Here is a 14091-nt window from a genome sequence, read left to right as displayed (position 1 = left end):
GGGTTAGGAGTTGAAACACACATGAAAAAATGGATGAGGTCACGCACCAACAGGATGTTAGCAGGTGTCATTGGCGGTCTATCAGAAGTTATCGGAATGGATGCTAAATTACTTCGCATTATCTTTATAATTCTACTGATGGTTACTGGATTTTTCCCAATGGGATTACTGTATATTTTGCTCGTGTTCATTATGCCCAATGAACAAAGGCTTTCAAAATGAAATGGCTCTTTGGAATTCTCATCAACGCAGTATTATTTATCGCGCTAGCTGGGTATTTTCATGACAGTTATTATTTAGAAGGATTTAAAACGGCTCTTGAGGCAAGTTTTATCTTATCTATCTTAAATGTACTCGTGCGTCCGCTGCTGATTCTCTTTACATTGCCAGCGACGATTCTTACCTTAGGACTTTTTCTATTTGTCATCAATGCAATGACACTCGAAATCACAGATATTTTGATGGGTTCATCCTTCGAAATCTCAGGCTTTGGCATGGCCCTTTTTGCAGCAGTCCTAATGTCTCTCGTCAACCTAATCGTTCAAAAAACAATCTTTGAACCCAGAAAGGAAAGAAAATAGTCAAAAGCTTGTAGAGAACCTACAAGCTTTTTTTAGTGGGAGAGTTGTGTGGGGTGAAACAATTGGCGGGTAAAGGTTGATCTGATAATTCATCTGTATAAAAGGAGCTTTTGAGCAGGTTGGCGGGTAAAACATGAAATTTGGCGGGTAAACTGCGGGAACACGCGGGTAAATAGTAAAATTGCGCGGGTAAACCACGAAATCCCGCGGGTAAGCTACTCATTCCCGCGGGTAAATTAAAAAACGGCGTCATATCTGTAAAATATACAAAAAAAGTTCTATTTTTTGGATAAAAAAATGGCTGCCAATTATCTCGACAGCCATCATAAAGCCTCCTTTTCAGAACTATTTTTCCACAAAATCGATTACGGCATCATAACCATCTGCTTTCAGGCGTTTAACAAGATCTTCGGCATTTTGCTTATCTTTAAATGCTCCGATTTGCACTTTGTATAATCCTGTGGAGGTTGGTGGGGCTGTGGCAGGTTGCTTTTTGACTAAGTGGTATTGTTCAGCCAGTGCTTTGACGATAGCTTCTGCACATGTTTTTTGATAAGCTTCCGTATGCATAAGGGCGGCTTCTTTTTGGTTGGTCATAAAGCCGCATTCTGCAAGGACGGCTGTCATATTGGTTTCACGAAGGACGTGGAAATCGGCAGTTTTGACTCCGCGATTTCGCAATCCTGTTAACATGACTAGGTATTTCTGAATTTTTTGGGCTAGGTCGACGGCTTCTTTTGGTTTTGTCGGATATACATAGGTTTCAATTCCGCCTGCGTCGTTCCATTTATTACCATAAGCATTGGCATGAATCGCAACATAGGCATCAACCTTTAGATGGTTTGCAGAATCTGTCCGCTGTTTTAAGGGGACATCTACGTCATCTGAATGGGCAAAATACACAGTTATATTTTGGTAGGAATCAAGAAAATCCTTTGCAAATAATGCGACCTTCCGATTAAACTCGTATTCTTCCATACCATCAGGACTGCGCTTTCCCGCTGTGTTGTAGCCATGACCAGCATCAAGCATGATTTTCATAACTCCATCTCCTTTTATAGAAGCCTTGATTGCTATCAATTAGACCAGTTCTCCTGATATAATAGATTTGCCCCGCAACTCCATTTTCTGTTTGCCAATCGGCGAGTATTCTTTAATGCTATTATTCTTATTTAATAGTTAGTATATGGAAAAATCCAAAAAAAGGACATAGTCAAAACAATTAAAAGATGTGTAATAGGGTGTAACAGCATTCGTTTTTCAAGTGAAATTATTGCCGCAAAGTAAGTGATTTCTAATTACACAAATGACTATTCTAAAATTTTACTATCATTTGTCCTTTGAACTTTTGGTTCAGGTTTAAAAAATGCTAAAATAAGAGGTAATAAAAAAACGTTGATTATTTAGGAAAGTTTAAAGGAGGACGTTCTTTTGTCTAAAGTACGTACCAAAGATATTTTGAAAAAGTTTAATCTTGAATTGATCAGTGGGGAAGAGGGAATTGATCGTTCGATAATGACGAGTGATATCTCCCGACCTGGAATTGAAATGGCTGGTTATTTTAAATACTATCCAGGTGAACGGATTCAGCTATTAGGAAAAACAGAGCTCTCTTTTTTTAATGAGTTAGGTGATTCTGAACGTACTTCGAGAATGGAACAACTATGTACGGATATTACTCCTGCAATTATTGTGACACGTGATTTAGAAATTCCGCCTGAGTTACTTGAGGCTTCCGAACGTGAATCCGTTCCAGTCCTACGAACTGGAATGAAGACAACCCGGTTTTCAAGTCGGTTAACGAACTTTTTGGAGGCAAAGCTTGCACCAACGACTGCGGTCCATGGTGTTTTAGTTGATATATACGGTGTGGGTGTTTTAATAACAGGGAAAAGCGGTGTAGGTAAAAGTGAAACCGCATTGGAATTAGTAAAACGAGGGCACCGCCTTGTGGCGGATGACTGCGTTGAAATCCGCCAAAATGATCAAGACACATTGGTTGGTACATCACCAGAATTAATTGAACATCTCTTGGAAATTCGTGGACTTGGTATTATCAATGTCATGACCTTATTCGGCGCCGGAGCTGTGCGCAGCAATAAAAAGATTTCCCTTGTCATCAATTTGGAAATCTGGGATTCAAAAAGGCAATATGACCGACTTGGACTAGACGAAGAAAAAATGAAAATAATTGATGCAGAGATTCAAAAGATCACTGTACCTGTTCGACCAGGACGAAACTTGGCCGTTATTATTGAGGTAGCTTCAATGAATTTCCGATTAAAACGGATGGGTGTAAATGCTGCCCAGCAATTTACAGATCGCCTAACAGATGCCATTGAAGAGGGCGAAACAGAAGATGGTTATGAATAACTAAGTAAAAATCTAAGCACCACAAACTGGTAAATAAATAGATTAGAGGAGATATGTCAATGAACGGGAAAATTCAGCCGCTTAATCCAATTGCCTTTTCGCTTGGACCTATTGAAGTGCACTGGTATGGGATTATCATTGGGTCAGGTTTAGCGCTGGCCTTGTATTTAGCCATTCGGGAAGGAAATCGACGAGGGCTACCAAAAGAAACATTTGCTGATTTAATGATCTGGGCGATTCCAATCGCGATTATTTCAGCCCGAATTTATTATGTTCTTTTTGAATGGGGCTATTATTCCAAGCACATGGGAGAAATTCCTAAAATTTGGAATGGCGGAATTGCCATCCATGGTGCCCTAATTGGCTCGGTTCTCACTGTTTATGTATTCTCAAAAGCAAGAGACATTTCCTTCTGGAAAATAACCGATATTGCCGCACCAAGTCTCATTCTGGGGCAGGCAATTGGGCGTTGGGGAAATTTCATGAATCAGGAGGCACATGGCGGAGTAGTTAGTCGTGCATTCCTTGAAAATCTGCATCTACCTAATTTTATTGTTAATCAAATGTATATCAACGGTTCCTATTATCATCCAACATTTTTATATGAATCGGTATGGGATTTTGCAGGATTTATTTTGTTAATGTCTTTACGCCGAGTGAATCTGCGGCGCGGAGAACTGTTTTTGTCCTACCTTGTTTGGTATTCGATTGGGCGCTTTTTTGTTGAAGGAATGCGGACGGACAGCCTCATGCTAACGGCTAATCTTCGAATGGCACAAATGATTTCAATTGCATTAGTAATCGGGGCACTTATCATTCTTTTTTATCGAAGGAAAAGCGGACTTGCGGACATTCACTATTTAGATCAAAGAAATTAAAGGGAGTATCGAGACATGTTGCTTGCTTCAATGAAGAGGGGATTATTAGTTGGACTAAAGACAACGTGGACGCTTGGAAAAATTATTTTTCCAATTACTCTTATCATGGCTGTCTTGCAATATACACCAATATTACCTTGGATTGCGAAAGTGATTACACCGTTAATGAAGCTTTTTGGCCTAACAGGTGACGCTGCAATTCCACTTGTTTTGGGATATTTTTTAAACATATATGCAGCAATTGGGGCTATATTAACCCTTCCTTTATCGGTAAAAGAAGTGTTTATTTTAGCTATTATGCTGTCCTTTGCCCATAATTTACTGGTTGAGTCCAGTGTAGCCGTGAAAACGGGAGTAAAGCTTTGGATTGTATTAGTAACAAGGCTCGGCCTCTCATTTCTAGCAGCGATCATGGTAAACCTCTTCTGGCATGGTGGTGGGCAGGCTGCCCATTATGGTTTAGTACAGACATCGTCAACATCGCCCAATGGTTTTATGGCTATTCTTTTGGAAGGAATCCAAAAAGCTGGATTGGGAATTTTTCAGCTTGCACTGATTGTTATTCCACTCATGTTTGTAATTCAAATTTTAAAAGACTTTCAATGGCTGACGAAGTTTTCAAAAGTCATGTCACCCTTTACTCGCATGCTAGGGATGAAGGAAAATACTTCTACAACAATGGCTGCAGGGCTATTTTTTGGGCTTGCATATGGAGCAGGTGTGATGATTCAAGCTGTTGAAGAAGATGGAGTGAGTCAAAAGGATTTAACTCTTGCATTTATTTTTCTCGTAGCCTGTCATGCTGTAGTCGAGGATACCTTACTTTTTATTCCACTTGGTATTCAAGTATGGCCATTGTTTCTGATCAGGCTAGGTGTTGCGATACTATTGACCTTGATTGTCGGCACGATTTGGAAGCGTTCAGGCATCATGAAAAGAAAGGAAGCCTCATATGACAACAAAAATTACCACCCTCCTGTTTGATTTGGACGGGACACTTATTGATACGAATGATTTAATTATCACGACTTTTTTGCATACGCTTGATAAATATTATCCGAGCAAATATAAACGTGAGGATGTCCTGCCATTTATGGGACCAACCCTACAGGAAACATTCGAAGGGATTGACCCAGACCGAGTCGAAGAAATGATCCTTGACTATCGAACCTTTAATCTTGCTAACCATGACTTGCTTGTTAAAGAATTTGAGGGTGTCCTGGAAACGATTCAAATTTTACAAGAGAAGGGCTTTAAGCTTGGAATTGTCTCAACAAAAATTTATGACACGGTTTTAAAAGGGATGAAGCTGACAAAATTGGATCCCTTTTTCAATGTAATTGTTGCAATGGAGCATGTTAGCAAGGTGAAGCCAGACCCAGAGCCAATCTTTAATGCACTTAAGCAGCTCGGTTCAACACCAGAAGAAACAATCATGGTCGGTGATAATTATCATGATATTTTAGCTGGAAAAAATGCAGGAACAAAAACAGCAGGTGTCTCATGGTCAGCAAAAGGAAGAGAATATATTGCGAAATACGAACCCGACTATATCTTGGAAAATATGAAGGATCTTTTGATTATTCTCGGAGTGTGAAAATATGAGAAAAACGACCCGCTTTCCTGTTGAAGGAGCCAATTCCTTATGGCATGTTTATAAGACCGTACCATTTTGGAAAGTTGTTAGAAACTTTGCTGTGATCCAGCTCGCTCGCTATACGCCATTTCTTGGAATGAAGAACTGGCTGTATCGGAATTTTTTAGGGATGAAGGTTGGTGAGCATACTTCGTTTGCCTTAATGGTCATGCTGGATGTGATGTTTCCTGAAAAAATAAGCGTCGGCCGGAACACGGTTATTGGTTACAATACAACAATTCTTGCCCATGAATATTTGATCAAGGAATATCGACTCGGTCCAATTGAAATTGGTAATGAGGTAATGATCGGTGCCAATTCAACCATTCTCCCGGGGATCACGATTGGTGACGGAGCTATTATTTCGGCAGGAACATTAGTCCATAAAGATGTTCAACCTGGAACCTTTGTTGGTGGAAATCCAATGAAATTGATTTATACAAAGGAAGAAATGGCTGCAAGGTGGGCGGACGACCCGATCTATGGAAAAGAAAATAAGTGAGTAGAAGCCTGACCAGATGCGGTCAGGCTTTTTTTAGCTTATAGGAAAGTTTACCTTTGTTAACGCCCTAAAGTAAGTAACTTTCGTTACTAAAAAATCAGCACTAAATCGCAATAAGTACAACTAGAGAAGTTTTCTTTAAATGATATAAACGTAAATTATGGTTGATATGTTCTTTATTAAGAACCTATAATAAGATTGTAAGAGAACGAATGATTCAGGCTTTTTTAGTTTGAAAGATATAGTCAGATTTTGTGTTTTCATTCATATATATAATCTTGCTAGAGATTGTCTGAATCTATAAGAAAGGGGAGTTAATTACCCAGTTTTTTAGCTTATAAGAAAGTTTATCATTGTTAACGCACTAAAATAAGTAACTATCGTTGAAAAGTAATCAGCACTTAAATCGCTTAAGTGTAACTAGGCAATCACCGGCGCTAGCCAAGTTTTCTTTAAGAAAAGATTGTGAAAGGCAGGGGAAAAGAGAAGGATGAAGAAAAAATACGTTGGTAAACTTAGCAAAATTACTGCTGCTGCTTTAATATTTGGCACGATGACTTCACCATTCGCTCACTATAATGTAAAAGCTGCAGAAACAGACTCAGCACTAGTAAAACTTCGAATAATGGAAACAACCGATTTACATTCAAATGTGATGGATTATGATTATTACAGAGATGCTCCTACGATCGATTATGGACTTGACAGGACAGCAAGTTTAATTAAACAAGCTCGAACTGAAGTTAATAATTCTATGCTATTTGATGCAGGTGACCTTCTTCAAGGAACACCTCTTGCGGATTATGTTGCAAAGGTTAAAAAGCTAGCTCCTGATGAGGAACATCCAGTTTTTAAGGCTATGGGTCTCTTAAACTATGATGCTGGAATTGTTGGTAATCACGAGTTTAACTATGGTTTAGATTTTCTAAATAATGCACTCGAAGAAGCACCATACTCATTTGTTAATTCCAATATCTATAAGGATGACCATGATACGGATACTACAAATGATCAAAACTATTTCACTCCATATAAAATTCTAAATAAAGTGGTAAAAGATGATGCTGGAATTGAACAAACCATTAAGGTTGGAGTAATTGGCTTTGCCCCACCGCAAATTATGCAGTGGGATAAGGATAACTTAGCTGGAAAAGTGATAACAAAGGATATCGTTGAAAGCGCTAACAAATTTATTCCTGAAATGAAAGCGGCTGGCGCTGATATTATTGTGGCGATTGCCCATTCTGGTTGTGATATTGCATCAGATGGCCAACAGGAAGCTGAAAATGCTGTTTATTCTTTAAGTAAAGTGCCTGGCATTGATGCACTCCTTTTCGGTCATGCACATTTGAATTTCCCTGGTGACGCTTCATTTAATAGCAAAGCTGGAATTGATAATACGAACGGTAAAATCAATAATGTTCCAGCGATGGAAGCAGGCTTCTGGGGAAATAACCTTGGAGTTATGGATCTTGAATTGCAAAAGGTAGACGGTAAATGGACAGTAGCAAACTCAAAGGCCGCTCTTAGACCACTTACTAAAACAGTAGATGGCAAAAAGGTTTCGACTATTGATGGTCCAGATCAAGCGATCGTTGATGCCGTTAAAGATGCCCATGAAGGAACTCTTGCTTATGTCCGTGGAAAGATTGGTGAAACGGCTTCACCATTATACAGCTATTTTTCACGTGTTATGGACGACCCAACTATTCAAATTGTTAATAATGCTCAAACAGATTATGTGAAGAACTGGATTTCAACAAACCGTCCCGATTTAAAAGATATTCCTGTTATTTCAGCTGGTGCACCGTTCAAAGCAGGTCGCGCGGGAACAGGTGATTATACGAATATCGCAAAAGGCGATCTTTCTATTAAAAGTGCCAACGACCTTTACTTATATAACAACACTCTTAAAGCAGTTGAATTAACTGGTGCAGAAGTAAAAGAATGGTTGGAGATGTCAGCATCACAATTCAACCAAATTGATCCGAATAATGCAAATACACAGGAATTAATTAATTATGGATTTCAGCCATATAATTTCGATGTGATTGATGGTCTTAAATATCAGGTGGATGTAACTAAGCCAGCGAGATATAACTACAGCACTGGTGATGTTTTAAATACCGACTCACACCGTATTATCAATTTTTCCAATATGGATGGAACACCGATAGATCCAAATCAAAAGTTCATTGTTGCAACAAATAACTACCGTGCAAGCGGTGGTGGTAACTTCCCTGGAACAAAGGGTGGAAAGGCAACGGTTGTGGTTGACTCTCCATACGAAAACCGTCAAATTTTAATGGACTATATTACGGCAAAAGGTACAGTAAATCCAACTGCAGATAACAACTGGAAGATAGCACCGGTCGGCGGATCGGCAAAATTAGTCTTTAGATCCTCACCAGACGCCATTCCATTTGCTGCAGCGACCAAGAATATTAAGGACGTGGGTCCACAAGATGTAGGCGGAGTAACATGGGAACAATACTCTCTTGACCAAAATGTCTACGTGCAATTATTAGGAATCAACGATTATCATGGCCAATTAGATTATTCTACAAAGGTGAACAACCAGCCTGTCGGTGGAATTCAATATTTAGCCGGCTATTTGAAAGAAAGAGAAGCAGCCAATCCCAATACGTTAATGGTAGAAGCAGGGGATTTAATTGGTGCAAGCCGTCCCGTTTCTGCTTTATTACAAGATGAGCCAACGATTCGCTTTATGAATGAAATTGGTTTGGATGTGGGCACAGTTGGTAACCATGAATTTGATGAAGGTGTAACGGAATTGAAACGGATGATTTATGGTGGAAGCAATCCGAAAACTGAAAAGTATGAAGCTGAGTATGGCAAATATACTGGTGCGGATTTCCCGGTAATAGCAGCAAACGTTGTGGAAGAAAACACAGGAAAACTACTTCTACCTCCATATGCGGTAAAAGAGGTCAATGGCGTGAAAATTGGATTTATCGGTGTAGTGACAACAGAAACACCAGGAATAGTTACGCCTAGCGGTATTGCAGGACTTCAATTTACGGATGAAACTGAAGCAATCAATAAGTATGCGAAAGAATTAGAGGCTCAAGGAATTAAGTCCATCGTTGTTCTTGCCCATGATTCCGGAACTTCTGCAGTAGATGGGTCCAATCCTACTGGAAAAGCAGTCGATATGGCAAAGGTAATCGACCCTGAAGTAGATGTCATCTTTGCAGCACATGATCATAAATATATGAACTCAACAGTTAGTGGGAAATTGCTTGTCCAGTCTTATTCATCAGGGACAGCTTTTTCAGATGTAGATTTAACGATTGATCCGATCACGCAAGATATTATAGCTAAAAATGGAGAAATTGTTTCCACTTTCCAAAATCCGGAACATCTCGATGCTAAGATTGCAGCTGAACTCAATTCCTATAAAGCAGATATTGCACCAATTACCGACCAAGTTGTTGGGGAAGCAGCCGCACCAATCACTAAAGTTACGAATGCAGCTGGAGAGTCTCCACTTGGCAACTTGATTGCAGATGGAATGCGTTATGCGACAGGTACTCAATTTGCATTTATGAATGCAGGTGGAATTCGCGATGAAATTAAAAATGCCGGTCAAATCAAATGGGGCGATTTATTTGCGATTCAACCATTTGGCAATGATATCGTTTCGATGAACATTACGGGAGAGCAAGTAAGAACACTCCTTAACCAGCAGTGGTCACCTACCACTTATGCGAAGATCATGCAAATTTCCGGTTTGAAATATACATGGACCAATAACCTCCCTATCGGGCAAAAGGTTCTTGATATTTATCTTCCGAATGGGTCAAAAATAGACCCTAAAGGCGTATATTCAGTAACAGTTAATAATTTTATGGCTGATGGCGGGGATGGATTCACGATCCTAAAACAAGGAACAAACCGTGTTACATGGTCATCAGACTTAGATGCATTTGTAAACTATGTGAAATCATTTACCCAGCCAATTACATCCAGTATTGAGGGTAGAATTTTGATTGACACGGTAGCTCCAGTTGCCCCAACTGTTGATGTTGTTACAGACCAATCAACAACAGTTACTGGTAAAACAGAAGCTGGGGCAAAGGTCGAGGTTAAGGCGAACGGTCAGGTTATTGGTACAGCTAAAGCAAGTGAAAATGGATCTTTTGCTGTGACTATTTCCATCCAAAAAGCAGGAACCGAAGTGAGTGTTACAGCAACAGATGCGGCAGGTAACATTAGTGCAGAGACAATAGTGCTTGTGAAAGACGTTACTGCACCAGATGCACCGCAAGTAGGGAAAGTAATTGCTCCAGCAAAGAGTGTTACAGGATATGCAGAGGCAGGATCTACCGTTAAGGTGTTTGTTGGAAATCAACTCCTTGGAAGTGTGATTGCTGATGAGAATGGTGACTTCTATATTCCATTTAAATCTGCCCAAACACATGATACGGTATTAAGCTTCACTGCAACAGATGCTGCCGGGAATACGAGTAAGGTAACTAAAATAACACTCGTAAAAAGTAACCCGAAGTTCTGGTGATAAATCTATACTTATAGGTAAGAAAGACGTGTGAATTACTGCACGTCTTTTTCTTTTGCTAATTAAAATTCATTTCCACTACGAAGGATAGTACATAATCGGAAGGATCAAAATGAATTTGTCATGTGAATTTGTGATTAAACTTGAAAAATAATATTCTTAAAAAGAGCCTAATTTCTCGGCTTATAGGAAGGTTTAACTTTTTTTAAACATACTAAAGGATGTAATGAACGTTTTTATATAATCAACTCTTAAATCGTATAAGGGGCTCGCCAATCGACGAGTTTTCTTAAAAAATAAGCCAAACTAATTTGAAAGTTTTTAATTGACGATTTGTCTAGTAAAGAGGTAAACTACAAATAACTTTAATTTACTACCATATTAGCGAACTAAAGCAATTTAAAAATAAAGGATGAATGTTATGAGCCGTTTGTTTATGTTTGAAAAGCCCCTTGGTATGAGGGATACGCTTCCAGAGTTATATGAAAAAAAACATCGGGTTCGTTCTTTAATGGAGAAAGCGATTAAACAGTGGGGTTATTCTTTTATCGAAACACCCACACTTGAATATTACGAGACAGTTGGAGCTGCATCTGCAATCCTTGATCAACAGCTGTTCAAATTGCTTGACCGGGAAGGACATACACTTGTATTAAGACCGGATATGACTGCGCCGATTGCAAGGCTTGCTGCTTCAAAACTATTAATAGAAGATTTCCCACTTCGGATTGCATATGCTGCAAATGTTTTTAGAGCCCAGCAACGTGAAGGAGGCAGACCAGCAGAGTTTGAACAAATTGGAATTGAATGTATTAACGATGAAACAGTTTCAAGCGATGGCGAAGTTATTTCGTTAATGATCTCTTCCTTAAAGCAAGCTGGTTTACTAGATTTTCAAATATCGATCGGACATATTGCCTTCGTACAGGAATTGTTTTTGCAAATATTAGGTACAGAAGAACGGGCCAATGCCTTAAGAAAATTTCTATATGAAAAAAATTATGTAGGATATAAAGAGCATGTGAACGCTTTGCCACTATCCTCAATTGATAAGCAAAGATTACTGGATTTCCTCGATTTACGGGGTGGTGAGGAAGTCATTGGCAAGGCTTTGGATATTGTTGAAAATGAGCGTGGTAAGGAAGCGATTTTGCAACTGAAGGAATTATGGGATGTTGTGAATGACTATGGTGAACAGGATCAGGTGAGATTTGATTTTACGCTTGTCAGCCATATGAGCTACTACTCGGGCGTGTTGTTTGAGGTTTACGCAGGTAATGTTGGTTTTCCAATTGGAAATGGCGGCAGATATGGATTGCTAGAGAAGTTTGGAAAAATGGCGAGTGCGACCGGTTTTGCAGTTCGGGTCGACAGGCTCTTAGAAGCGCTCGGAGGAACGGAACTATCAGTACCAGTTCATTGTATTTTTTTCAGCCAGGAGCGCAGGAAAGAAGCTTTTGAATTAGCAAAAGAAATGCATGAACAAGGAATGAGGACGGTCCTTCAAGATATCAATGGTGTGAAAAAATTAGATGCTTACTCCAAAAATTTTGAAAACACTACATATCTCTTAGGAAAGGAGCCTGCAAATGAATAAATTGTTAACAATTGCGATGCCAAAAGGACGGATTTTCGAAGAAGCAGCTGAGTTGTTACGTAAAGCTGGATATAAGCTACCACCTGAATTCGATGAAAATCGTAAATTGATTATCGATGTGGAGGAGGAAGGACTTCGGTTCATTTTGGCAAAACCGATGGATGTCCCAACATATGTTGAACATGGCGTGGCTGACTTAGGAATCGCTGGTAAAGATGTCATGCTTGAGGAAGAACGCGACGTCTATGAACTGCTTGATTTGCATATCAGTGGTTGTTATTTAGCAGTTGCAGGCATGCCGGGAACGAAAATGAATGATGTGGCTCCGAAAGTAGCAACGAAGTATCCAAATGTAGCAGCAGCATATTTCCGTGAGCAGGGTGAACAAGTAGAAATTATCAAACTAAATGGTTCGATTGAGCTTGCTCCAATAATTGGTTTATCAGACCGGATTGTTGATATCGTTTCAACTGGCAGAACGTTGAAGGAAAATGGATTGGTCGAATTTGAACGGATTACTGATGTGACTTCTCGCCTAATAGTGAATCCTGTAAGCTATCGGATCAAAGATGAACCGATTACTGAACTGGTAGCTAGGCTAAGTGAGGTTGTTGCGAAGACTAAGATGGAGGATCAGTAAGATGAAAATTTTACAGGTTGATAAACTTGTTTCAATAAAACGTTCCATTGAATCAGGGACAGCAGAACAGCTAAAGGTTGTGCAAAGTATTATTACTGATGTTCGCGTCCAAGGTGATGAAGCATTAAGAGAATACACGAATAAATTTGACCATGTTCTTATGGATTCCTTTACTGTTTGTGAAAAAGAAATTGAGGAAGCGTATCAGCAAGTGGATAGCGGATTTGTTTCCATTGTGAGGGAAGCGGCGGAGAACATTCGGACCTTCCATGAAAATCAGCTCCGTCCTTCATGGATGACGACTGAAGATAATGGAACCATCCTTGGTCAAAAAATAACTCCCCTGGACTCTGTAGGTGTTTATGTACCGGGTGGTACGGCGGCATATCCTTCGTCCGTTTTAATGAATGTGGTTCCAGCAATGGTTGCTGGTGTAAAGAGAATTGTGATGGTTTCACCACCTGGTAAGGATGGAAAATTACCTGCAGCTGTTCTTGTTGCAGCAAAAGAAGCAGGTGTGGAGGAGATTTATAAAGTGGGCGGGGCACAGGCAATTGCAGCGCTCGCTTATGGAACCGAAAGTATTGCTTGCGTTGATAAAATAACAGGTCCAGGAAATATCTTTGTTGCATTAGCTAAAAAAGAGGTTTTTGGCGATGTTGCAATCGATATGATCGCAGGTCCAAGTGAAATTGCGGTTCTTGCCGATGATACGGCATTTGCGGATGAGGTTGCGGCCGATCTTTTATCACAGGCGGAACATGACCCACGGGCCTGTAGTGTATTAGTCACTCCTTCATTCCAGCTTGCAGAAAATGTTTCGATGGAAGTGGCAAGGCAATTGGAGCTTCTGCCTAGACGTGAAATTGCAGCAGCTTCGATCCGGGATTACGGTGTCATTTATGTATCGTCTGACATAGACGAGGCAGTTGAAATAGTGAACAAGCTCGCTCCTGAACATTTGGAGATTATGACGGAAAACGCGATGGAGCTTCTAGGGAAAATTCGCCATGCCGGTGCCATATTCATTGGGCGGTACAGTTCGGAGCCTGTTGGCGATTATTTTGCAGGACCCAATCATGTCCTACCGACAAACGGGACAGCACGGTTTTCAAGTCCATTGAATGTTGATGACTTTCAGAAAAAATCGAGTGTTATTTTATATAGTAAAAAAGCATTATTGGATAATGGTTCAAAAATTGCTGAATTTGCCCGTATGGAGGGGCTCGAAGCACATGCAAGGGCAGTTGAAGCGAGACTAAGGAATGATCGGGATTTATAAGATGGTGGAGCATTGGAGTTTTTCTGTAAAATGATAAATTAGAGGTTTGAAATAGCCGGTGA

The 14091-nt window shown here is 39.9% G+C and carries 12 protein-coding genes; 11 read left to right on the top strand and 1 reads right to left on the bottom strand.

Annotated features, from left to right (window positions below; all coding sequences use genetic code 11):
- Window positions 1-21: 21 nt before the first annotated feature.
- Both RCG20_RS09075 and RCG20_RS09070 read left to right on the top strand, forming a co-directional pair.
- On the top strand, window positions 22-222 hold the full coding sequence (locus RCG20_RS09075) for a PspC domain-containing protein (protein ID WP_308183909.1): 201 nt from the start codon (window positions 22-24) through the stop codon (window positions 220-222).
- Window positions 219-581, top strand: coding sequence for a phage holin family protein (locus RCG20_RS09070; RefSeq protein WP_308183908.1), 363 nt, complete (start codon window positions 219-221; stop codon window positions 579-581). Before RCG20_RS09075 ends, RCG20_RS09070 begins: the two co-directional genes overlap by 4 nt.
- Window positions 582-926: 345 nt before the next feature.
- Here the strand turns inward: RCG20_RS09070 and RCG20_RS09065 are convergent, their stop codons facing one another.
- A complete protein-coding gene (locus RCG20_RS09065) occupies window positions 927-1661 on the bottom strand; it encodes an N-acetylmuramoyl-L-alanine amidase (RefSeq protein WP_308183907.1) in 735 nt (244 codons plus the stop codon).
- Between the two features lie 351 nt (window positions 1662-2012).
- Between RCG20_RS09065 and hprK the strand changes: the two genes are divergently transcribed.
- From hprK to hisD, 9 genes are all read left to right on the top strand, one after another.
- Window positions 2013-2954, top strand: coding sequence for an HPr(Ser) kinase/phosphatase (hprK, locus tag RCG20_RS09060; RefSeq protein ID WP_308183906.1), 942 nt, complete (start codon window positions 2013-2015; stop codon window positions 2952-2954).
- A gap of 59 nt (window positions 2955-3013) precedes the next feature.
- Complete coding sequence (gene lgt, locus RCG20_RS09055; RefSeq protein ID WP_308183905.1) at window positions 3014-3832, top strand: prolipoprotein diacylglyceryl transferase; 819 nt, start codon at window positions 3014-3016, stop codon at window positions 3830-3832.
- A 15-nt stretch (window positions 3833-3847) separates the two neighbouring features.
- Window positions 3848-4816: a nucleoside recognition domain-containing protein gene (locus RCG20_RS09050; RefSeq protein ID WP_308183904.1), complete on the top strand. Its 969-nt coding sequence runs from the start codon at window positions 3848-3850 to the stop codon at window positions 4814-4816.
- Window positions 4785-5429: a pyrophosphatase PpaX gene (gene ppaX, locus RCG20_RS09045; RefSeq protein ID WP_308183903.1), complete on the top strand. Its 645-nt coding sequence runs from the start codon at window positions 4785-4787 to the stop codon at window positions 5427-5429. Before RCG20_RS09050 ends, ppaX begins: the two co-directional genes overlap by 32 nt.
- 4 nt (window positions 5430-5433) lie before the next feature.
- Window positions 5434-5970 carry an acyltransferase gene (locus tag RCG20_RS09040; protein ID WP_308183902.1) on the top strand — a complete coding sequence of 179 codons (537 nt, stop codon included), beginning with the start codon at window positions 5434-5436 and terminating at the stop codon, window positions 5968-5970.
- 490 nt (window positions 5971-6460) lie between these two features.
- Window positions 6461-10510: a bifunctional 2',3'-cyclic-nucleotide 2'-phosphodiesterase/3'-nucleotidase gene (locus RCG20_RS09035; RefSeq protein ID WP_308183901.1), complete on the top strand. Its 4050-nt coding sequence runs from the start codon at window positions 6461-6463 to the stop codon at window positions 10508-10510.
- Between the two features lie 421 nt (window positions 10511-10931).
- Entirely contained in the window at window positions 10932-12107 is a 1176-nt protein-coding gene (locus RCG20_RS09030; RefSeq protein WP_308183900.1) for an ATP phosphoribosyltransferase regulatory subunit, read from the top strand.
- Entirely contained in the window at window positions 12100-12747 is a 648-nt protein-coding gene (gene hisG, locus RCG20_RS09025) for an ATP phosphoribosyltransferase (RefSeq protein ID WP_308183899.1), read from the top strand. The genes RCG20_RS09030 and hisG overlap by 8 nt, the downstream gene beginning before the upstream one ends.
- Window position 12748: 1 nt before the next feature.
- A complete protein-coding gene (gene hisD, locus RCG20_RS09020) occupies window positions 12749-14029 on the top strand; it encodes a histidinol dehydrogenase (protein WP_308183898.1) in 1281 nt (426 codons plus the stop codon).
- Window positions 14030-14091 lie beyond the last annotated feature (62 nt).

This window comes from Neobacillus sp. PS3-40 (assembly GCF_030915485.1).
GTDB lineage: Bacteria > Bacillota > Bacilli > Bacillales > Cytobacillaceae > JAUZPL01.
The sequence above is the reverse complement of the archived record's forward strand: the minus strand, read 5'-3'. Positions and strand labels throughout refer to the sequence as shown.